This window comes from Sphingobium sp. JAI105, from assembly GCF_015752145.1.
Taxonomy (GTDB): domain Bacteria; phylum Pseudomonadota; class Alphaproteobacteria; order Sphingomonadales; family Sphingomonadaceae; genus Sphingobium; species Sphingobium xenophagum.
Genome location: NZ_JADOUC010000002.1, coordinates 100,944 through 121,818 on the forward strand (window position 1 = coordinate 100,944; position 20,875 = coordinate 121,818).

General features: G+C 61.0%; 19 protein-coding genes and 2 pseudogenes. 7 read left to right on the forward strand and 14 right to left on the reverse strand.

Annotation, left to right across the window (positions count from 1 at the left end):
* Positions 1-28: 28 nt before the first annotated feature.
* The 13 genes and pseudogenes from IWY39_RS17930 to IWY39_RS17990 form a co-directional block, all read right to left on the reverse strand.
* Positions 29-1,222 (reverse strand): IS91 family transposase, encoded by a 1,194-nt coding sequence (locus IWY39_RS17930; RefSeq protein WP_145169995.1) that lies wholly within the window; start codon positions 1,220-1,222, stop codon positions 29-31.
* A 4-nt stretch (positions 1,223-1,226) separates the two neighbouring features.
* Positions 1,227-1,856, reverse strand: a pseudogene (locus tag IWY39_RS17935) (tyrosine-type recombinase/integrase); the annotation flags it as partial.
* A gap of 37 nt (positions 1,857-1,893) precedes the next feature.
* On the reverse strand, positions 1,894-2,487 hold the full coding sequence (locus IWY39_RS17940; protein WP_229380777.1) for a plasmid pRiA4b ORF-3 family protein: 594 nt from the start codon (positions 2,485-2,487) through the stop codon (positions 1,894-1,896).
* Positions 2,484-3,041 (reverse strand): annotated as a pseudogene (locus tag IWY39_RS17945) (IS66 family transposase); the annotation flags it as partial. The gene IWY39_RS17940 and the pseudogene IWY39_RS17945, both read right to left, overlap by 4 nt.
* Before the next feature lie 125 nt (positions 3,042-3,166).
* Entirely contained in the window at positions 3,167-4,183 is a 1,017-nt protein-coding gene (locus tag IWY39_RS17950) for a tyrosine-type recombinase/integrase (RefSeq protein ID WP_145169984.1), read from the reverse strand.
* Positions 4,180-5,151 (reverse strand): tyrosine-type recombinase/integrase, encoded by a 972-nt coding sequence (locus IWY39_RS17955; protein ID WP_145169986.1) that lies wholly within the window; start codon positions 5,149-5,151, stop codon positions 4,180-4,182. The genes IWY39_RS17950 and IWY39_RS17955 overlap by 4 nt, the downstream gene beginning before the upstream one ends.
* Positions 5,148-6,386: a site-specific integrase gene (locus IWY39_RS17960; protein ID WP_196871299.1), complete on the reverse strand. Its 1,239-nt coding sequence runs from the start codon at positions 6,384-6,386 to the stop codon at positions 5,148-5,150. The genes IWY39_RS17955 and IWY39_RS17960 overlap by 4 nt, the downstream gene beginning before the upstream one ends.
* Positions 6,387-6,876: 490 nt before the next feature.
* Positions 6,877-8,127, reverse strand: coding sequence for an IS66 family transposase (gene tnpC, locus IWY39_RS17965; RefSeq protein WP_196871669.1), 1,251 nt, complete (start codon positions 8,125-8,127; stop codon positions 6,877-6,879).
* A gap of 118 nt (positions 8,128-8,245) precedes the next feature.
* A complete protein-coding gene (tnpB, locus tag IWY39_RS17970) occupies positions 8,246-8,602 on the reverse strand; it encodes an IS66 family insertion sequence element accessory protein TnpB (protein WP_409994392.1) in 357 nt (118 codons plus the stop codon).
* Positions 8,599-8,991, reverse strand: coding sequence for an IS66-like element accessory protein TnpA (gene tnpA, locus IWY39_RS17975; protein WP_107126048.1), 393 nt, complete (start codon positions 8,989-8,991; stop codon positions 8,599-8,601). Before tnpA ends, tnpB begins: the two co-directional genes overlap by 4 nt.
* A 31-nt stretch (positions 8,992-9,022) precedes the next feature.
* Positions 9,023-9,349, reverse strand: coding sequence for a site-specific integrase (locus tag IWY39_RS17980; protein WP_231377794.1), 327 nt, complete (start codon positions 9,347-9,349; stop codon positions 9,023-9,025).
* 194 nt (positions 9,350-9,543) lie between these two features.
* On the reverse strand, positions 9,544-11,544 hold the full coding sequence (locus IWY39_RS17985) for an ATP-binding protein (RefSeq protein ID WP_107125265.1): 2,001 nt from the start codon (positions 11,542-11,544) through the stop codon (positions 9,544-9,546).
* 212 nt (positions 11,545-11,756) lie between these two features.
* On the reverse strand, positions 11,757-13,115 hold the full coding sequence (locus IWY39_RS17990; RefSeq protein ID WP_107125264.1) for an alginate export family protein: 1,359 nt from the start codon (positions 13,113-13,115) through the stop codon (positions 11,757-11,759).
* A 50-nt stretch (positions 13,116-13,165) separates the two neighbouring features.
* On the opposite strand from IWY39_RS17990, the gene IWY39_RS17995 reads away from it, so the two are divergent.
* The 3 genes from IWY39_RS17995 (at position 13,166) to IWY39_RS18005 (ending at position 16,265) form a co-directional block, all read left to right on the forward strand.
* The gene (locus IWY39_RS17995) at positions 13,166-14,119 is read left to right on the forward strand and encodes a chromate resistance protein ChrB domain-containing protein (protein WP_107125263.1); all 954 of its coding nucleotides are present in this window, start codon (positions 13,166-13,168) and stop codon (positions 14,117-14,119) included.
* Positions 14,116-15,519 carry a chromate efflux transporter gene (gene chrA, locus IWY39_RS18000; RefSeq protein WP_181316780.1) on the forward strand — a complete coding sequence of 468 codons (1,404 nt, stop codon included), beginning with the start codon at positions 14,116-14,118 and terminating at the stop codon, positions 15,517-15,519. The genes IWY39_RS17995 and chrA overlap by 4 nt, the downstream gene beginning before the upstream one ends.
* Positions 15,520-15,590: 71 nt before the next feature.
* Positions 15,591-16,265, forward strand: coding sequence for a superoxide dismutase (locus IWY39_RS18005; RefSeq protein ID WP_181316779.1), 675 nt, complete (start codon positions 15,591-15,593; stop codon positions 16,263-16,265).
* A 12-nt stretch (positions 16,266-16,277) separates the two neighbouring features.
* Here IWY39_RS18005 and IWY39_RS24145 read toward each other — a convergent pair whose 3' ends face one another.
* Positions 16,278-16,550 (reverse strand): metal-sensing transcriptional repressor, encoded by a 273-nt coding sequence (locus IWY39_RS24145; RefSeq protein WP_229380669.1) that lies wholly within the window; start codon positions 16,548-16,550, stop codon positions 16,278-16,280.
* An 84-nt stretch (positions 16,551-16,634) separates the two neighbouring features.
* On the opposite strand from IWY39_RS24145, the gene IWY39_RS18015 reads away from it, so the two are divergent.
* The 4 genes from IWY39_RS18015 to IWY39_RS18030 all read left to right on the forward strand — a co-directional run bounded on the left by IWY39_RS18015 (position 16,635) and on the right by IWY39_RS18030 (position 20,767).
* Positions 16,635-16,964: a hypothetical protein gene (locus tag IWY39_RS18015; protein ID WP_443020000.1), complete on the forward strand. Its 330-nt coding sequence runs from the start codon at positions 16,635-16,637 to the stop codon at positions 16,962-16,964.
* Positions 16,965-17,002: 38 nt separating this feature from the next.
* Positions 17,003-18,076: an IS5 family transposase gene (locus IWY39_RS18020; RefSeq protein ID WP_107125142.1), complete on the forward strand. Its 1,074-nt coding sequence runs from the start codon at positions 17,003-17,005 to the stop codon at positions 18,074-18,076.
* 77 nt (positions 18,077-18,153) lie between these two features.
* Positions 18,154-18,726 carry a PAS domain-containing protein gene (locus IWY39_RS18025; RefSeq protein WP_107125260.1) on the forward strand — a complete coding sequence of 191 codons (573 nt, stop codon included), beginning with the start codon at positions 18,154-18,156 and terminating at the stop codon, positions 18,724-18,726.
* A 115-nt stretch (positions 18,727-18,841) separates the two neighbouring features.
* Positions 18,842-20,767: a hybrid sensor histidine kinase/response regulator gene (locus tag IWY39_RS18030; protein WP_107125259.1), complete on the forward strand. Its 1,926-nt coding sequence runs from the start codon at positions 18,842-18,844 to the stop codon at positions 20,765-20,767.
* Positions 20,768-20,875: the final 108 nt, after the last annotated feature.

The following is a 20,875-nucleotide window of genomic DNA, read 5'->3' on the forward strand; positions in this document are numbered from 1 at the left end:
ACCATCATGTAGAGCGAGCCATGCCGGATCATGGCGCGTGTCTCCGGGCGTGTGAGGCTGGCGTTGGTGGTGCGCGCGGTTGGCACCAGCGGGCGAAGGTTTCGACGATAGTCATATGCCCGCCGCAACATGGGCATGGCGGGCGATGATCGGGCGGCTCGTCGGGTTCGGATTCCTCGATCGGCGCAGCAACGCCCAGCAGCCTGCGGGCGAGCGCCATAGCTTCCTTGTGCGTCGAACTGGCGAGCAGGCCATAATGCCGGATGCGATGGAAGCCGCGCGGCAGGACATGGATCAGGAAGCGGCGGATGAACTCGTCTGTCGCCAACGTCATGACCTGCTGGCGTTCAGCACTATCGCGGCGATAATCCTTGTACCGGAATGTCACTCCGGCCTCGTCGAAGCCAATGAGCCGCCGGTTCGAGATGGCAACGCGGTGCGTGTAGCGCGAGAGATAGGCCAGCACCGCCTGCGGCCCCGCAAAGGGCGGTTTGGCATAGACCACCCAGCGCTTCTTCCGGATCGGCGACAGATGCCGCAGGAAGGGCTTACGTGAGGCCAGGCCCGCCAAGGCGTTGAAGAAGGCCAGCTTCCCAGCGTCGAACAACGCCAGCAGGCGTGTGAGGAACAGCCGGCGGAACAACGCACCCAGCACGCGTACCGGTAGCAGGAAGGCGGGGCGCGAGGAGATCCACCGCGTGCCGTCCGGCGTGATGCCGCCGCCGGGCACGATCATGTGCACATGCGGGTGGTGCGTGAGCGCTGATCCCCATGTGTGCAGCACGGCAGTGATGCCGATGCGAGCGCCGAGGTGTTTCGGATCGGCCGCGATGGTCAGCATGGTGTCCGCAGCCGCGCGGAACAGCAGATCATAGACCACCGCCTTGTTCTGGAAGGCGATGTCCGCGATCTCGGCAGGCAGGGTGAACACGACGTGGAAGTAACCGACCGGCAACAGATCGGCCTCGCGCGCGGCCAGCCAAGTGCGCGCGGCCGCGCCCTGACACTTGGGGCAGTGCCGGTTGCGGCAGGAGTTGTAGGCGATCCGCCAATGCCCGCAGTCATCGCAGGCCTCGACGTGACCGCCCAGTGCGGCTGTGCGGCAGTTCTCGATCGCTGTCATAACCTTGAGCTGGCCAAGGCTCAGATGCCCGGCATGGGCTGCGCGATAGGCGGGCCCGGCGCTACGGAAGATGTCGGCGACCTCGAGTGAGGTGCGCACCGGTTCAACCGGGAGGGCCCCTGCCTTCCATCACGGCCACGATCTGGTCGAGCGGACTGGCCACCGCCCGCATAGTCTTGCTCGAAACCTGAGTATAGATGCCGGTCGTGTTGATGTTCACGTGTCCCAGCAGGACCTGAATGACGCGGATATCGACACCCTGCTCGAGCAGGTGAGTGGCAAACGAATGCCGCAATGTGTGCGGGCTTACCCGCTTATGGATCTCGGCGCGCTCGGCCGCTTCCTGCACGACGCGATGCAACTGGCGCGCTGAGACCGGATCCGTGCCGTTGCGGCCGGGGAACAGCCAGCCATGTGGCAACATCACTCCCCGCCGCTTGCCTTCGCGCCACCATTGACGAAGCAAATCCAGCAGGTGCGGTGAAAGTATGGCGTTGCGATCCTTGCGTCCCTTGCCCTGCTCGACGCGGATCACCATCCGGGTGCTGTCGATGTCATCGACCTTGAGGTGGGCAACTTCCGAAACGCGCAGGCCCGCGCCATAGGCGACGCTGAGCGCTGCTTTGTATTTGATACCTGGCGCAGCCTCGAGCAGTCGCGCTGTCTCCTCGACGCTCAAAACCACCCGCAACTTGGGCGCGTAGTGCATGACGACAAGCCCCAGCGCCATCTCCGTAAGCGCCGACGGAAGGTGGCGTTGACGCGGCCTGTCAGGCTTTCCGGCGTGTTCGCGGCGCCCATTTTTTCGCGAGCGCTTCCAGCCTTGCCTCGATCAGGGGGATATCGGGCTGGGCGTTGGGATCATGGTCTTCGCCGAGGGTATCGAGCGCTTCTTCATGATACTCATGCTGGGGGTCGCCGAGCGCTTCGAGCTTTTCGGCGTAACCCCATGGGCCGCCACAGTCCTCTGGAGGCCGCATGCCTACTGCGTCGAGGATGAGTGGATATGTCAGGTGCGGGCTGGCCGGGCTGACGCGCTCGATCTTGACGCTATGCTCCCAGGCGTCGCCAAAGTCATAGAGATATCGGAAGGTCTTGCGCCTCGTATCCGCCAGGACCTGGGCGAGAGTGGCCTTACGGGCATCGAGCGGCCCGTCGAAGCCATATTCAGGATCAGGGATGCCAAAGCCAGTCTGCCCGAAGCTCATTTCCCACAGGTGAGAGTCCGTCCACGAGAAGGCGGTCTGGATGACGGTGTGCAAGCGGTCCAGGCGGATATTGAGCGGCACCTCCAGCGTTCGGCTGACGGCCGGTGTGACATCGTCCAGCGCAATCTTCATCCGCACCACAGTGCCGTTGCTCACGCAGCCTTCTCCAGATCGTTGCTCAGCTTTGATGCCTGCCATTTCCACGGCAGGAAGTCATCGATCCGATTGATCGGATGGTTGCCGATGCGCTCAATGACGTCTGTGAACCACGCTTCAGGCTCGACGCCGTTGAGCCGGCATGTGCCGGCCAGGGAGTAAAATAACGCGGCCGCCTCTCCCCCCTTCATGGAGCCGACGAACATCCAGTTCCGGCGCCCGAGCGCGACACCGCGCAGGGCATTTTCCACCAGATTGTTGCTGATCTCAAGCCGACCGTCATCGCAGTAACGGATCATGGCCTGCCAGCGGTTAAGCGGATAGCGACACGCACGCGCCAGATTGCTGTCAGACGACAAGCCTCGGTTCTGGGTTTCGAGCCAGACGCGCAGCGCCTCCAGCTTCGGCACCGCCTTGATCTGGCGGATGCGTCGTCGCTCATCGGGTGGCGCGCTCTTGATGTCGCGCTCGATGGCGAAGAGCTCGGCGATCCGCACAACCGCCTCCGCCGCGATCGGTGACGGGCTCTTGTCCAAGATGTCGGTAAATTTCCGGCGCGCGTGGCTCTTATGTCGAGATCGACATAAGAGCCATTATCCAGAGCATGGTTTTATCTGGGGCCACGCGATGCTGATGTCCGGGATCGGCGAAAAAGCTCTGCGTGGACCTCGTGATAAAATCATAGGGACCGGAGGTACAAAAGCAGATCCGGCTTTGGCTTCCAAGGCGTGGCCTTTGCGGGTTCGATGCCAGCGTGCTTCCAAAAGTTCTGTAGCGCATCGCGCTTCATCTTCAGGTTCGTTAAGATATACCGGTTCGTGGTCGCGATGCTGGAATGACCGAGATAATCGCGGATCACGGTCACGTCGGTGCCTGACTGCAGGAGCGCGACGGCGCAGCTGTGGCGGAAAACGTGAGGAGTGATGCGGTCACGCGCCAACCTTGGCCGATCCTGGACGACTGGCGAGGCATGCTTGGTAAGGATGTACGCCGCTCCATCGCGGGTCAGCGGCTGGCCGTGTCGGTTCATAAAAACATGCTGCTGACCCGCGGCACCCGACAGGTTTTGCAGGCGCCGCAACGCGTCGGCCGTCTCGCGCCATAGCGGAACGAACCGCTCCTTGCGGCCCTTCCCATGTAGTCGGGCCTGGTGTGGCGGCGTCAGTTGAAGGTCCTGCCACAGCAGGCCGGTTGCTTCGCTCACTCTGGCGCCGCAATTATAGAGGAAAAGCAGCAGCGTGTAGTCGCGCCAGCCACTGCGGGTCCGCCGATCGGGATGGGCGATGATGGCCCGCACGTCGGTTGCTTCGAGGTAAGTTGCGGGCTTTTGCCTCGCCCGCTTCGACGGCAGCGCCAGCACCTGCGTGTAACGGAGGGCATTGTCGAGATCGTTGCGCAAGAGGTGCTTGAAGAAGCTGCGAAGCGCGGCACGGCGGCAGTTGCGCGTCGCGGTGGAGTTCGATCTTCCGCCCTCGAGATGATCGAGGAACCCAGCGACGGTGTCGGCATCGAGATCCTCCAGCACAAGCGCGGCGACCTCGCGGCTGCGATGCTGGGCAATGAATTGAAACAGCAGCTTGAGCGTGTCGCGATAGGCGCGCGTCGTATGTGGGCTCGCGCCGCGCTGACGCGGCAGATAGTTGGAGAAGAACGACTCCACCAGAGCGAACAGCATCTGAGGTCCGGCCTTACTCATCGTGGCTGCCGGGCGTGTCGCATATGTTGTTCGAAGCGCGTGCTCGCGAGTTCCAGGAGTTGCGGCGTCGCCTTCAGATAGACCTCGGTCCCAATGACGTTCTGGTGCCCGAGATAGGCCGAAAGCCAAGGGAGCTTGGCGTGAATGTCAGCACCTTCCTCCGCCCATGCCGTCAGGCGGTGAACCGCGAATGCATGCCGAAACTCATATGGACGCGCTCCGACGCGCCCTTGCGCAGGCTTGATATCGAGGCGGCGCAGGAGCTTGCGAATAGCTTCGGACGCAGCGTGGGTATGGAGTGGCGCGCCGTTGAGGCGAACGAACAGCGCTTCGGAATCCACTTGACCACGATCGTGAAGTAACCGGCATCGATCATCGACATAGAGGCGAAGCTCTGCGACAAGATCGTCGCGCATGGGGACGATCCGCGTACGCCGTTTGCTGTTGCGGATGAGCAAGGTCCCACGGTCGAGATCGACATCATCCATGGTCAGACGCACCGCCTCGCCGAGCCTGAGGCCGGTGCAGTAAAGCACGAGAATCAGCCTTCGCAGCATCGATGCCCATATGAAGCGGCCTTGGTGCGCTGACGCGGCGGCGAGAATGCAGCGGATCTCGTCGCGGCTGAAAATATAAGGAAAGAACGTCGACTCCTTCACCGGCGCAAAGGCGTGCTCGGGCACATAGCTGGTGGGATCGCGACGACGGCGATGCAGGCAAAGTTGACGAATGACCCCGAACTCATTGCCGAGCGTGACGGCCTTGCGGTCGGGCAAGCGGCCACACCAGCGGCTAATCGCTTCGGCCAGCGGAATATCGACATCGTCGCCCCACTGGTCTTCGACGAAGCGAAGGAAGCGTTCGATCTCAAACTCGCCGCGTCGATAGGGATGGCCCATGGCGCGCTTGAATGCCAGAAAGCTCGCGGCGTCGTTCCTCAACTCTTCCAGGACGACGACGGTGGTCATGTTGGCACCGGCAATGCGATCTCGCGCAGGGATGCGGTGGCGATCCGCACATAGGCCGAGACCGACTCTGGATCCCGGTGACCAAGGAGATCCGATACCACCTGGGGCCGCGCACCAAGGTCGATCTGGCGCGCCGCGTGAGAGTGTCGCAAGACATGGCTGCCCAGAAATGGCGCATCGATCCCCGCGATCTTCGCATGCTTCATCAAGATGTGGCGTATCGCGCTCGAAGCGACGAATGGCTCCAGCGGCATCTTCATCTGCACGAAAAGATGGCGGGTGGGTGTATCAGCGGGCCGGCCGTGGCGTAGATACTCTGCCAGCGCCTTGGCGACGGGTGGCAACAGCGGCAGCGTGAATGCGACGCCCGTCTTTGGGCGAAGGACTGACAGCGTGCCGCTATCCCAGTCAATATCCTGAAACTGCAAGCGGATGATCTCGCCGGCGCCAAAGCCATAGGTGCTCATCATCAGCAGGATCGCGTAGTCGCGAAGGCCCGACGGACTCGATCTGTCCACGGCCATCAGGAGCCGCTTCACATCGTCCCAGGAAAGGGACCGTCTCGGTCGCTCGTGCCGTCGTTGCACGGGCGCGATCACGGCCTCGCTGATATCGACCGGGCTCTGGCCACTCCAGTGCAGGAAACGGGAAAAGCAGCGTACCGTGCAAGCGAGATCGCTCACATGCGATCGGGAATATCGCGCGGCGCAGCCAACCAGAAATGCGTCGACATCGGTTAGCTGCATCGAGTGCCAGTCCTTGCCGGCCTGGATCAAATGATCCTGAAGTCTGCCGATGTGGCCCAGCTTCTTGTGAACCGTCACCTCTGGATTACCGCGGTGCTGGGTCAGATAGGCGGCATATTGCGCGAGCAACGGCGTCAGCAGAGCCTTCACCGGACGAGGCGGTCGCCAGTCAGGTGGGGCAAGCCCCAAGCGATGATAGACACGGCTGAGCGACAGCAGGGCGGTGCTGGAAAGGCGGAGAGAAAGCGGGTCGAGACCCCGTCGCTTCGCATACCAGTCTATGAACCGGCCAACTCGTTCGAGGGTCAACTCTTCTCGCTCGACCAAGCCGTGCAAGGCGCAATAGGTACGAAACTGCTGGATGCGGTTCAGATAGACAATCGTTGTTCCTGCCCCAAGCCGCCGCTCCGCGCTCCAGATGCGGCGGATATCGTCGGGGGTGGGCGCGGCAGGGTCGGCTGCGGCGATATGATCGACATGTATGGGCATGGCTTTACCTCGATCGGCAAAGCGTAGCTCGCGATGAACGCGTGATCACGCCCCGCATCGTGTTGGCAAGAGCCACCGGCGGCGTCGCCACTGCCAATCCTCTGGATAGGCCGGAATCCCAGGGGCGCCGGAATGCAGTGCAACAGCTGCGGGGAAAGAGCTCGGCGAAGCATTGCAAGGGCCGGAACGTCACCCACCGGCAAGCCCGGCCTTGCCAGCTGGGGCGCCATCACTTCAACGGCGGCAACGGATCTGCGCACCGCGACCACACGGCGGCGAAGCCAGCGCACCGCGCCTGGAAGGCAAATATCGGGCCCGCGTGCTGCGTCTGCGGCGGCTTCCATGCTCCGCGCCGACGCGGCGATCCCAGCGCTGCGATCAATCGCGGCAAGCGAACCGGGCAGGCGAGCGGCGAGAAAATCCGGGAGCAAGCTGAATGTTATGCGCCCTTGTGGGCAATAGCAGCGAGCGATCCGTACACCCGGGCTGGTCAGGCGCGCATAACTGCCGTGACGCCGAAATGCACAGCCACCGTTCGGGTGGAGCGGGCAGCGCGACAGTCGCGCGCGCCGCCACTCCTGTGTGGCGACATAGTCCTCGATCGTCGACCTGGTACGCAATGGTATCTGCAACTTCGCCCCCGCACGCGGCGGCCGCCAACAGCAAGGTCGCGGCTTTTATCTGGAGCCCAGCGCGCCGAAATCTCCGGCAAGCACGGACTATATCCCAAAATATCCCAGATAAAACCATGCTCTGGATAATGGCTCCAGCATCCCACTTCGACGATATCCCTGGGCGCCTTGGTCTTGGGGTCACGGTAAAGTGCGTTGTACCCGGCAAAGCCGTCTGCCTGTAGATACCCCCGATAGTCGGCGAGATGTTCTGCCGGATGCGCTCCGCCACGATCGGCGCTGAAGCGGAAGACCACGGCAGGCGGGCTCATATCGCCGCTGGAGCGGTCATCACGCAGATATACCCAGAAGTGCCCAGTCCGGCTGCCATCGCCATTGCCCAGCAGCGTGACCGGCGTGTCGTCACCGTGGATCTTGGCGGCTTCCCGGATATAGGCGAACAGCCGCTCACCCAGCGGCGCCAGCAGCCATGCCAGTTTTCGGGCCCAGCGGCTCATCACGTCCCGATCGATGTGGAGTCCCACGCGGCGGAAGATCACCGACTGCCGATGCCAGGGCTGATGATCGACAAAGCGATTGACGACGAGATGGGCCAGCAAGCTGCTGCTCGCCATCACCTTGGGGAGTGGCAGATCGACAGCGGGGGCCTGGCGGATCTGTTCGCAGGACCGGCACACCAGTCTTGGTCGCACGTGGCGAATGACCCGGAAGCGCGCCGGGACATAGTCGAGAACCTCAGTGACAGCCTCGTTAATCTGTACTGACGGCCCGTTACAACCGGTACTGCACGGGCTGGGCTGATGATCGACTGTATGACGCGGGAAGTGCGCAGGAAGCGGAACACGGCCGCCGGATTTGCGGGCCGATTTCGCCACAGACGGTGCCGCCACCTCATCGTTGGCGGGTTGCGGTGCCTCGACCTCCTCGAACATCAGCCGCAGCTGGGCGATATCCATTTTCTCTGAGCTACGACCGAACTGGACGCGCAGCAGCCGCGCGACGCGATGCTCGAGCTTTTCGATCCGCAAGGTCTGGGCTTTGACCGTGGCTTCCGCGGCCCTCCGTTCGGCCCGTTCCTGCTCCATGGCATCGGCCATCTCCAGCAGCATTTTCTGCAGGAGGACTGGGTCTGTGGGAAGGCGATCAAGGGCGAACCGCATGCCACCGATAATAGCCCAAGCCCACGGTAAATCCTACATAAAATGGCGGCTTTCCTGATCTTTTTGGCTATGCGAGCCTCGGCGTGATGACCTCGTCGTGGACGATCGCCTGCTTCCAGTTCATGCCTTCGAGCAACATCGCAAGCTGGGCTGCCGACAGCCGCAGCGCACCCTCATGGGCACGTGGCCAAACAAACTTTCCGCGCTCGAGACGCTTCGCATACACGCATAGCCCTGAGCCGTCCCAGACCAGAGCCTTCAACCTGTCGCCCCTTTTCCCGCGGAACAGGAAAACCGCCCCCGAGAAGGGATCAAGCTGAAGAATATTGCGCACCTGCGCCGACAGCCCATCAAACCCCTTGCGCATGTCGCACGGCGCCAGCGACAGATAGATTTTCGTCGAAGGCGGGAAAGCCAGGCTCAATGATCCAGCTCCCGCAAGACATCGAGCACCTGTTTCAGGGCGGCCCGATCGACCTCGCCATCAACCAACACCGTCAGGCCGCACCGCCCTCGAACCTCAATCCGCCCTGGCTGCCGAGCTTTGGCCGACGGAGAAGACGATGCCAGTTCGACAGGCACGAAGCCCGCCATCGCCCCGCGAAGCAGCTGCTTGCGCCAGGTATAAAGCTGGCCTGTTCCAACGCTGTGCCGCCGAGCCACGGCCGAGACGATCGCCCCCGGCACCGTCGTCTCCTTCAGGATCGCCAGCTTCTCCTCGTCGCTCCAGTTCCGACGCCGCTCCACCCGTACAAGCGCTCCGCCATCACCGCGACCGCTCATACGAGGCTCGTTTGACTGCTCGATGTCCATGCTCACACCTCCTCAAAGGCCGCGAGCTTTCCTATTCCGATGCCGGCAACAAGGCCGCCTTCCGTCGGCGCTTACCCATCTCCGGTCGCTTGAGAGTTATACTGAACAGGAAACGCAGTGCCGATACGGCCCCATTGATGGTTGCTGGACCAACAGCCCGCTCATGCTGATCGATCTGAAAGCGCCGGAGGTCTTCGATCGTAGCCGTATCGGGAGGCCGACCGAGAAACGCGGCAAATGATCGGACGTGCCGGATATAGTCCTTCTGCGTGTGCTCCCCAAAGCCACGCATCGTCATGTCCTGCAACATACGCTCGCGCAGAGAATTCTTCGGGTTCGGGGAAGTGATGGCATCCATGGTGAGTTCCTTTCCGTTGAAGGAACTCCCCGGTCGCAAGGCGACATCGCCGCTCGCAAAGCCTGAACAATACTACGCTACGTCACCCCAAGCGACCCTCCCGCGGAGCGGGTTCGTGCTCTGTGCTCAAAGCCGACATTCGTGTCGTCACAATAGTTCAGCTAAATTGCCCTTGGGCGGAGTTGTGCGTAGGCTCAAATCCCCAGCTTGTGGAAAAAGACCTTGTTCCGCATCTCTGCGTCGGCGAGCACCTTCGTCCAGCTCAATACCTCCATGTACAAACGGATGTTCGGAAACCACTGAAAATAGCCTAGGCCGTCGGGCATGACCGTGAACTGCTTCTCGTTGTGAAGCCAATTAGACACCTTGCGGGGCAGATCGCAGACCACATAGCCATAGAAAGTCGTGTTGTCGGAGACGAGGATGTCACGACCTTTCGGCGTTCTGAACTTCCCGTCCCTGAATTGATTGACGTAGCGGATGATCTGCTGGACCGGATCGTCGTCAGACGAGGTGTTGGCGAAGTCGTGGCGCTGCGGCTTCTTGAATTCGAAGATCGTGATGGGGTTGCTCAGCTCGTTATCGCCACGGAAGGCGATCCGCCGGTTGAAGATGGAGATGTCAGTGCGGTCCGTCCGCGCGCCGTTGATCGGGATGTCTGAAGCCACATAGTCGGCGAAGTTGAGGCGCTCGTCTAGGATCCACAGGTTGTGATGTTCATAGTCGAGCACATCTGAGTCCTTGCGCCTGGGCATGATGATGTCGTGGACATCACCTTCGGACTGGTAGCTGCCTTCGTTGTCCGTCTCCAGCGCCTTCCCAAACAGGTCGAGCACGCACTTCCGCATGGAGACGTAATGGATCAGGTCATTTTTGCTTGTCTGGGAAATGCTAGCCACGACATCGGCCACCTGCTGGTGAAGCGTGTTCGGGTCTTCGCTGGAAAGTATCTGCTGGACCTGCGCCCGCGTCTCCATTTCGCGCGCGAACTTGACCGTCTGAAGGTGCAGCTCGATGTCTTGCGGCGTGGGTTTCATCGGCAATGAGGAGAAGTCGGTTTCGCGGCTGAGCGCGCGATGCCAAGGTGCTTGGGTGGCTATGTAGTCCTCGATCCTAGCGGCCTTGCGCTCTTTACGGATCAGAATCTCTGGTCCCATCGCGTCGCTTGCAACCTCGGCCGCCCGCGCCTCGATCTGAGTCTGCGAGATTCCGTAGAACATGTCGGTTTCGCGCTGGAAGTTGAAGGCGCCGCGCTCGAGTGACACGTTCCGGTCGAGATATTCGCCGAACACGTACGCTTTGATAACATAGTTGCGGTCGCGCCGCGTTCCATCGCTTTCACTGCTATCGTAGAACTCATCCGCGAATTCCGGGATGTGCGTTTGAATCGCGACATCGGTCACCTCTCGCCGGTGTGCGACAAGTGCGATTTTGCTCTTGCTCATGCGGGGGGCATAGAATTTGAAGACCCGCACGCTGAAGGTCTCGGTCTCGTCGTTAGCGGCGATGACGATTTCAGGTTCGCCAACGCCAAGCTCGACGATCTGCCGATTCTCCTGCGTCAGATAGTCGTTGAGTACGATCGGAACGCCGTCCTTCTCATCGACGATCACGATCCGCGGGCATTCTGCCTTAGGATCAATAAAATAGGGCAGCAGACGCTCGACCAGCACGCGCGCGATGACATCGAGGGACTTGTCAGAGAACTTCACCGTCTTCGAACCGCTGATGGTGATCTTCGAGCCGGTCGATGTCGCCGTCGTGTCAGAGACCCGCTCGTTGATGATGATGTCGGTCAGCATTCCCATCTCGAAGAAACGCGCACGCAGTACATCGCCATCGCGGAACACACTTTCCACATCGAAGCGTTCGAAATACTTCAGGCAGGTGAAGCGGCCGAAGCCTTTGCCGCCCTGTCCGGCCTTCAGGCCGCTGTAGAGCGTGTCGAACGAATCTCTGTGGTCTTGGTCGAAGCCGACGCCGTCGTCCTCCACGATGAAGCCATCTACAGAGGCAATCCGCTCAATGAGATCGACCTGGCCATCACGAAGGATCGTGATCTTGATCTGGCCGCCTACTGGCTTCGCGACACGGATCGCTTGGATGGCGTTGACGATCAACTCGATCACGGGCGTGTACACCGTGGTACCAGAGCGGATGTTTTCCACCGCCCGCTTGATGTTGATGCTGCTCAAACGCCACTCCCTTATCCCGGCTTGTCCTAACAAGATGGCACTAATTCGCAAGTTGGCTCTGGCTCGAAGCCGCGACACGGCACGGCACGGCACGGCACGGCACCTTAGATAACAATCCGTCCGCAATGGGAACAGAAAGTCAGCCTTTGCCTCCGCGATGGGTCGACCCTCGTCAGCCGATCTTCGCGACATCATCTGACAGATCCAACCTATCAGAAGCTGGCGGTCAGGTTGAACGATCCATATTTCGTCCAGCGCCCCGATGGCGCGTTAGGCGCGTCGCGCAAGAAGTGGCCCTTGGCCAACAGCAGTCCCTCAAATTCGAAGCGCAACCGCACTGGAATGAGCCAGTAACGCAGCCGTGCTTCCAGTTGATGGCCGGCAAAATCCCCGGACCGTCCCGATGCATCGCGCACCCCAGTCCCTGCAAAGCTGTCCTCGCTGACGGCCAACCACATCGCCCGATACACCGCAAAGGCATCGAGGCGCTTGCTGGGCGTGGCCTCCAGCCTGATGCCAGGCGTCATGATGTTCGTGCGGGCGATCGCATTGTATAGACCCGCTGGAGCCAGGTCCGCCCGGCGCATGCCGAACAGCGTGTCGAAACGCCCATAGCTCCCGCCACGCCGGTCGCCGCTGGCGCGGTCGAATTCCACAGAGAGTCGGGGCTTCCATACTCCTGCAAAACTATAGCCGATGTCGGCGTGAAGGAAGTCGGCGCTGACCGACTGGCGCGATGCCACGGACGCAAGCGACGCACTGATGGCCCCGGTCTGGAAAAGGGCTTCGATTTCATAATCGAATTCCCCAACACGCGGCTCCGCGGTGATGCGAACCCCGAACGTATCGAGCGAACGATCGCGCGTCGGACGCCACGGCGCATCGCGTTCGCCAAGATGATAATAGCTGATCTCGCCCATCGCCGATCCTAGGATGTTGCTCTTCGTCATCAGGCCCCCCCACAGGACCAGATCGAAACTTTCCCTGTCGAGCTTGACCCTGGCGTCGCGGAGATCTTGCGGACTGTCCGGCAGCCGGACCTGCGGCAGGGTGTATATCATCGTCGCCTTGATCCCCTGCGGCATGACCAGATCGGCGCGCCCGCCCGTATAGCCGTTGGTAGTGTTGCGATAGTCATCGGCTGCGACGAGACGCCGAGATCCCAGGTTCAGCATCATACGCCTCGCCGTCAGAGTCAGTTTCGACCCCTTGCCGAAGGGCACCAGGATGTCGGCGGCCACATAGGCCTGGACCGGCTCCAGCGCATTCACTTCTCCAACCGTGACCGGCGTGCCGGCATCGTGGCCGAACACGCGGCTATCGTACAGCTCGACGCCGAAGCGCACATCGCCCGTCCTGTATTCGGCGAGAATATTCGTGCGGACGTTGAGTAGGTCGTCGCTTGCGTTAAAGCCCGCGCGCGCCTGTCCTTCGATCACTTCGTAGCGGACGCGGATCGCCCCGCTGACGGTGATGCCGTCGGGCGCTTCATCGGCCATTGCGGCGGACGGCAGGCTAAGCGCAAGGCAGGACGTCAACAAAACAGGCAACCGGGCAGGAGCAATCGGCATAAGATATATATATTCCTTTAATGCAAATCAGATGATATATATGTTCTATCATGACGGCAAGAGAACCCTCCATCTGGCTCGCCCTGCTGCACCAGCTTCCCGTCAAGCCGCCCTATCTGCGGGTGAAAATCTGGCGTCGCTTGCAGGCGATCGGTGCGGTGCCGCTCAAAAATGCGGTGCATGTCCTGCCTCTTCGGGACGAACATGACGCGGCGTTTCGCGGTCTGATGGCCGAGATCATCGATGGCGGCGGCGAGGCGACCCTCATCGAGGCGCGGATGCTGGGCGGCCAGAGCGACGGTGATATCCGCGCCATGTTCGACGCCGCACGCAACTCCGACTATGATGACATAGCCCAGGCGGCGCGGCTGTTGATCGATACAGGCCCTGCCAGCGGCGCCGATATCGCCAAGCTCCAGAAGCGGATGGCGGATGTCGTCCAACTCGACTTTTTCGGCGCGCATGGGCGGCAGCAGGCGCAGGCGGCGTTGGCGGATCTCGATCGGCAACGCTATCAGCATCCCGACGTCAGTCGCGACGAACCGGCCGCCGACCTGCCGCGCGATCTGAAGGGCAGGACATGGGTGACGCGCAGCGGCGTCCATGTCGATCGTATCGCCTGCGCCTGGTTGATCCGCCGCTTCATCGACCCGGATGCGACCTTCCGTTTCGTCGACGGCCGCAGCTACGCGCCGCAAAAGGATGAGCTGCGCTTCGACATGGCGGATGCAGAGTTCACCCATGAGGGCGAAAATTGCAGCTTCGAGACCCTCGTCGCGCGCGGCTGCCTGACCGATGATCCGGCGCTCGTCGCCATCGCGGAAATCATTCACGACCTGGATATTGCCGACGGCAAGTTCGCGCGGCCAGAGACGGCGGGCCTTGGCGCGATGCTGTCGGGCGTCTGCGCCTCAACCGACGATGACCTGCAACGCATCGCGACGGCCAGCGACGCGCTGAACCAGTTCCACGCCTATTTCTCGAACCGAAAGGCAGACCGATGACCGCAACCGGCTCCATGCTCGCCAATCCATCTGGGCCGAAAGCGAGCGATCATGGCATCCCGCTTGGGGAGGCGACCCGCATCTGGGCGCGCATCGCCGCGTTGAGTTTTGGCGGACCGGCTGGCCAGATCGCGGTGATGCACCGAATATTGGTCGAGGAGAAGCGCTGGATCGGCGAGGAACGGTTTCTCCATGCGCTCAACTATTGCATGTTGCTGCCCGGCCCGGAGGCGCAGCAGCTTGCCATCTATATCGGCTGGCTGTTGCACAAGACGCGCGGTGGGCTGATCGCCGGAGCGCTCTTCGTCCTGCCCGGTTTTCTCGCCATATTGGCCTTGAGCTACCTCTATGTGCTGCTGGGCCAGTTGCCGCTGATCGAGGGCATATTCTTCGGGTTGAAGGCCGCTGTGCTGGCCGTTGTGGTTCAGGCGGTGGTGCGCGTGGGATCACGCGCACTCAAGAACAATGTCATGCGAGGTATTGCCGTCGCGGCCTTTGTCGCGATCTTCTTTCTCGATGCACCCTTTCCCTTGATTGTTCTGGCGGCGGGCGTGGGCGGCTATATCGGCGGACGAAGTGGCCTGCCCCAATTCAAGGGCGGCGGCGGTCATGGTCCTGCCGGGGGCGATATCGTCCATGACCGGGACACCGCGCTGGGTGAAGCCTTGCCCGACCATGCGCGACCCAATCTGGGGTGGTCGGTGCGGATATGCGCCATCCTGTCGTTCCTCTGGCTGGCGCCCGTGGCCGGGTTGTTCCTAATCCTGGGGCCGGACCATGTGTTCACCCACATCGCCACTTTCTTCAGCCAGATGGCGGTCGTGACGTTTGGCGGCGCCTATGCCGTTCTTGCCTATGTCGCGCAGGAAGCGGTCGGCACTTTCGGCTGGCTGCGCCCCGGCGAAATGCTCGATGGCCTGGGCATGGCGGAAACGACGCCAGGACCGCTCATCATGGTGACGCAGTTCGTCGGATTTCTGGCCGCCTTTCGCGATGCGGGCACGATGGCGCCCCTGCTGGCGGCGACGCTGGGCGCGATCCTCACGACCTGGGTGACGTTCGTGCCCTGCTTTCTGTGGATCTTCGCAGGTGCGCCCTTCATCGAGCGGCTGCGGGGCAACAAGGCGCTGTCGGCAGCCCTGACCGCCATCACCGCGGCGGTCGTGGGGGTCATCTTCAACCTCGCCATCTGGTTCGCGATCCACACCTTGTTTGGCCAGACGATGGCGGTCCGCTCGCCGACTGGCAGCTTCGATGTGCCTGTTCCAGCCTCGATCAATGTTGCCGCCGTGGTGCTGGCGCTCGCCGCGGCGGTGGCCATCTTCAGGTTCAAGTTGGGCGTGTTGCCGGTTCTCGCGGGCTGCGCGACGCTTGGTGCGATCTACACCCTCACTTTCTGAAAGGATCTGCAAACATGGTTGATGTCTCTCGTCGTACCGCCTTTCAAACCCTGGGAGCAGGCGCTTTGGCCATGGCCACCACCGATACGGCAAGCGGGCAAGTCGCCGCGCCGCCCGCCGCCTTGCCGCCAGCCTTTGCCGGCACGCACCAGCCCAAGCCGCTGCGCTTCGATCCGGCGAAGCTGGACGGGCTGTCGGAGCGCCTCATCCGGTCGCATTGGGAGAATAATTATATCGGGTCGGTAAAGACCCTCAACATGGTGGAAACCCGGATCGCCGCCGCGCTGACCGATGCCGACATGCCGCCGGTCCTCTATGGTGGCCTCAAGCGCGAGGAGTTGCATCGGACCGGATCGGTCATTCTCCATGAGATATATTTCGATGGGCTTGGCGGCAACGGCCAGGCCGCTGGCTCCATTCGCGCCGCGCTCGCCAAAGCCTGGGGGTCGTTCGAGATATGGGAGAAGGATTTCCGGCGCACGGGCCTGTCGCTGGCCGGTGGCTCAGGCTGGGTGATCCTCGCCTATAATCTGCATACCCGCTCGCTGCACAATCATTGGGCCTGGGACCATATGCATGGTGCGGCCGCCGGCGTCCCGATCCTTGCCCTCGACATGTACGAGCATAGTTTTCACATGGATTATGGCACGCAAGCCGCCAAATATCTCGACGCCTGGTTCCGTAATCTCGACTGGCAGGCGGCCGACCGGCGCTATGCGCAGGCGATAGCGGTCGGGGCCAGCTGAGGTCGGCAGCGTTTAAAGATATTTCGAGATCGTGCGAAATTCTTCGACGGCCGAACCCATGCCTTCCGTCGCCTGAGTGTGGCTGAGGCAATGGTCGAGATGATCGTGGATCAGTGCCTTCTTGGCGCTGACGATCGCCTTTTCGACTGCCTGGAGTTGCTGGGCAATGTCTGCACAGGGGCGTCCGCTTTCGATCATCTCGTCGATGCTGCGCAGATGGCCACCCGCACGGTTCAGCCGCTTTACGATCGCGGGATGGCTGTCATGCCGATGCTCGATGGTCACTCGTGAAAATTCCTCAGCGTCACAGCCTTTACCTATCCCCCTGGGGAGGATATTGCAACGATCTGCATATCCCCCCTGGAGGATATGGATTCGCTGGAGTCGCCCTTGCTTTCCGTGCTCGCCAATCGCACCTATCGCCATCTTTTCTGTGCGCAGGTCATCGCATTGGTGGGAACCGGCCTTGCGACCGTGGCGCTCGGTCTGCTGGCCTATGACATAGCCGGCGGCAATGCCGGGGCGGTGTTGGGGACGGCGCTCGCGATCAAGATGATCGCCTATATCGGCGTAGCGCCCATTGTCGGCGCTTTTGCCGATCGCCTGCCGCGCCGCGCCTTTCTGGTGGCGATGGATATCGTGCGCGCCGCGGTTGCCATCTGGACACCCGCAAAAACTCTGGCGGATTTGGTGCATTGATGATTCATTGAGCGGGTAGCCATTGGAGGCGATCTGTGATGGATCCGAAGTCCCTTTTCAGTCTGAACGACCACCTTGAGATGCTGAGCCGTCACGGTGATCCGCTTGAGATGCTGGAACGGACGGTAGATTTTGAGTATTTTCGGGACTGGCTGGTCGAGGGGCTGGGTTATGGCGATGGGGGCAAGGGTGGCCGTCCGCCGTTTGATCCTGTCGCCATGTTCAAGATCCTGATTTTGCAGGCCCAGCACAATCTGTCGGATGCGCGGATGGAGTATATGATCCGCGACCGGCTGAGTTGGATGCGGTTTCTGGGTTTTGCACTCGGCGATCGCACCCCCGACGAAAGCACCATCCGACATTTTCGCAACCGGATGACGGAAACCGGAACGCTCAAACGGGTGATGAAGGCCTTCGACTGGCAACTGCACAAGAAGGGCTACATCCCCATGTCCGGCCAGATCATTGATGCCAGCCTGGTGCCCGCGCCCAAGCAGCGCAATACCGATGATGAGCGGCAGGCCATCAAGGATGGCAAATCGGCACAGGATATCTGGCCCGACGACCCGGCCAAGGCGGCACAGAAGGACACAGATGCGCGCTGGACACTCAAGATCGGCGGGAAGGTCCGCTACAAGGATGGTAAGCCGCTACCGATGATCGCCTTGCCGGTATTCGGCTATAAAAGCCATATCAGCATAGATCGCCGCTATGGGTTCATTCGTGCCGGTGAGGTCACTTCGGCGGCCCATGCCGATGGGCGCATGTTGCGCCATGTGATCGCGGAAAATAGCAGCAGCGAGGTCTGGGCCGACACAGCATACCGCTCCAAGGCCAACGAAACATGGCTGGCTGATCGCATGCTGACCAGTCGCATCCACCGTCGCAAGCCAAAGGGAAAGCCGATGCCCAAGGCCACCGCTCGCGCCAATGCGGCAAAGTCTGCGATCCGGGCCAGGGTCGAGCATGTGTTTGCGCATCAGAAAAACCGGTTCGGGCTGTTCATCCGTACCATCGGCATCAAGCGCGCTGAGGCGAAACTCACTTTGGCCAATCTCGCCTACAACTTCGACCGCCTGATCTTCCACGAACGACGTGCCGTCACAGCATGAGTCTGCCCTGAAACCCGTAGACGCCCGTAAAATGGCCCATCCGATGACCAAAAGGGCCAAGTAAAGCACGCTGCACCTTGGTCATTGCGCCATCAGCGCAACCCTCCCTTCATTTAGCCGGTTTTTGCGGGTGTCCAGCTGGAAACGCCATCATTGCGGTCAATGATGCCTTCGAGCGGTTGAGCGGCTATGCAGAGTCCGACATAATCGGACAGAACTGCCGTTTGCTCTCCGGGGCGGGGACCTGCCCTACATCCCGGGCCTTGTTGCGCCAGGCTATCGAAGCGGGACGTCCGGCACTTGTCACTCTGATCAACTACCGTAAAGATGGTCAAGCATTCCACAATGCCGTGATGATTGCGCCTGTTTATGACGAGAGCGGGTGCCTCGCCTTTTTCATTGGAACCCAATTGAAGGTAGATGGCGAAGTCCAAGATTCAGGCATCGCCAGGGCCAGGTCAGCCGACTTAACCCCCCAGCAGCTGAAGGTCCTTGAACAAATGGCGCGCGGCATGCGTCATGCCGAGATCGCAAAAAGCCTTTGTCTTTCCATCAAGACCGTCAAGATGCACCGTGGTGCCCTGGTGCAGCGCCTGGGTGTTCAGACGTCCACAGAGGCGATCAGGATAGCCATAGAGGCAGGCCTTTAACCTGGAGCAAGCGGCTTTGAATTGCCTTGCCAAACCCTGCGATTATCCGATATGGACTTAAGTCCGGGGTACCAGCCGGGGGGCTTGGTGAGGATGTCGCTTGACGAATTCTTATATGCCGGGCGAAGCCGACGCAAAATTCAAATTGCTCGTCGACGCAGTTATGGACTACGCCCTCTACATGCTGGATCCGGAAGGTCGGATTACGACATGGAACAGCGGTGCGCAAAAAGCCAAGGGCTACAGTGCTGACGAAATCATAGGGCAGCATTTTTCCTGCTTCTTCACTCAGGAGGATCGCAATTCCGGTCTGCCAGAGCAGGCGTTGCGCGTAGCAGCGCAAGAGGGGCGTTTCGAAGCTGAGGGCTGGAGGGTCAGGAAGGACGGCAGCCGCTTCTTTGCCAATTCAGTAATCGATCCTATCAGGAATGATGCCGGCGAATTGATCGGCTTTGCCAAAATCAGTCGCGACATCACCGAACGCCGCGAGAGAGAACTTGCTCTGTTTCAGGCGGAACAGCGCTTTCGACTTCTTCTTCAGGGGGTCAAGGATTGCGCGATCTACATGCTGGATACCGACGGTATCATCACCAACTGGAACACCGGCGCCGCAGCGATCAAGGGCTACGTTTCCCACGAGGTAGTGGGCAAGCATTTCTCCATTTTCTACACCCAGGATGACCGGGACGCGGGCGCACCCGAACGAGCGTTGGCGACGGCCCTCGCGGAGGGAAAATATGAGACAGAGGCCTGGCGCGTTCGCAAGGACGGCACGCTGTTTTGGGCAAATGTGCTGGTCGATCCGATTTATGACGAAGAGGGAAACCATGTCGGCTTCGCCAAGATCACCCGTGACGCGACCGACAAACGCCAGGCACAGGAGGAGCTGGAAGAAACCCGCAGCGCGCTGCTTCAGGCACAAAAGCTCCAGGCGATTGGTGAACTGACTGGCGGGGTTGCCCATGATTTCAATAATCTTTTGACGGTCATCGGCGGTGCGGCCGAGATGCTCCGAAAAGTCGATCTGCCAGAGGAGAAACGAGCGCGCTATATCGATAATATTGCTACAACGGTTGAGCGGGCGTCTACCCTCACCGCCCACCTTCTTGCATTCAGCCGGCGCCGTGCCATCCGTCCGGAGGTTATCGACCTCAACGTCCATCTCGATGCCTGGGCTGATATTCTATCCCGGTCTCTTGGCAGCGGTATCGTCCTGGCGGTGAAGACATCGGCGAAAGACGCCCGAGTGGAAGTGGACCCTACCGAATTGGAAACAGCGGTCCTGAACGCTGCGGTGAATGCCCGCGACGCGATGCCGGAGGGTGGGGATCTCCTCATCGAAACCCGGGACACTGTATACGAAGGGCATGTCGCGGTAGCCATAGACGTCACAGATAGCGGCACTGGTATGACGAGGGAAACGCTCGCCCGCGTCTTTGAACCCTTCTTCACGACCAAACCTGTCGGGGCAGGAACGGGGCTGGGATTATCCCAGATCCATGGCTTTGCGGCCCAGGCCGGCGGCGTTGCCCGGATTGATTCACGATTGGGATCGGGCACCACCCTTACGATCATACTTCCCAAGGTCGACAAGACGCCAGCGGCGATCCAGCAGAAAGGCGAGCCGGCCTCCATACCTCCAGGCATCAGGGTCCTTCTGGTCGAAGACAATATCCAGGTCCTCCACTTCGCAGAACAGTTGCTGGACGATCTGGGTTGCCAGACGGTGTGCGCGCGTGGCGCGACGGAAGCACTTGCGCTTCTTCAGGAACAATCGTTCGATCTTGTCTTTACCGATATCGTCATGCCGGGACTGAGCGGCATCGATCTTGCGCGACAATTGCACATTCGGATGCCCGGGCTGCCGGTCCTCCTCGCCACAGGACATAGTGAACAGCTTGTTGGCGAAGGACAAGCGCATCTGCGTGTTTTGTCAAAACCCTATGGCGCTGCGACATTGAGCGCAGCGATAAGTGAGCTTGTCACCGCATCCCTTGTCGCGTCAGGATCAAATGTCAGAGCCATGACCTGCGCCCGGTAAGGCGCGGTAACGCGCCCCCCGGGCGGCAGAGTTTCATCGATCTTGACCTTGCACGCTTAAGGGTTGCAGTGAAATGCGCGTCTGGCGTCAGCGCGCAGGCAAGGCACG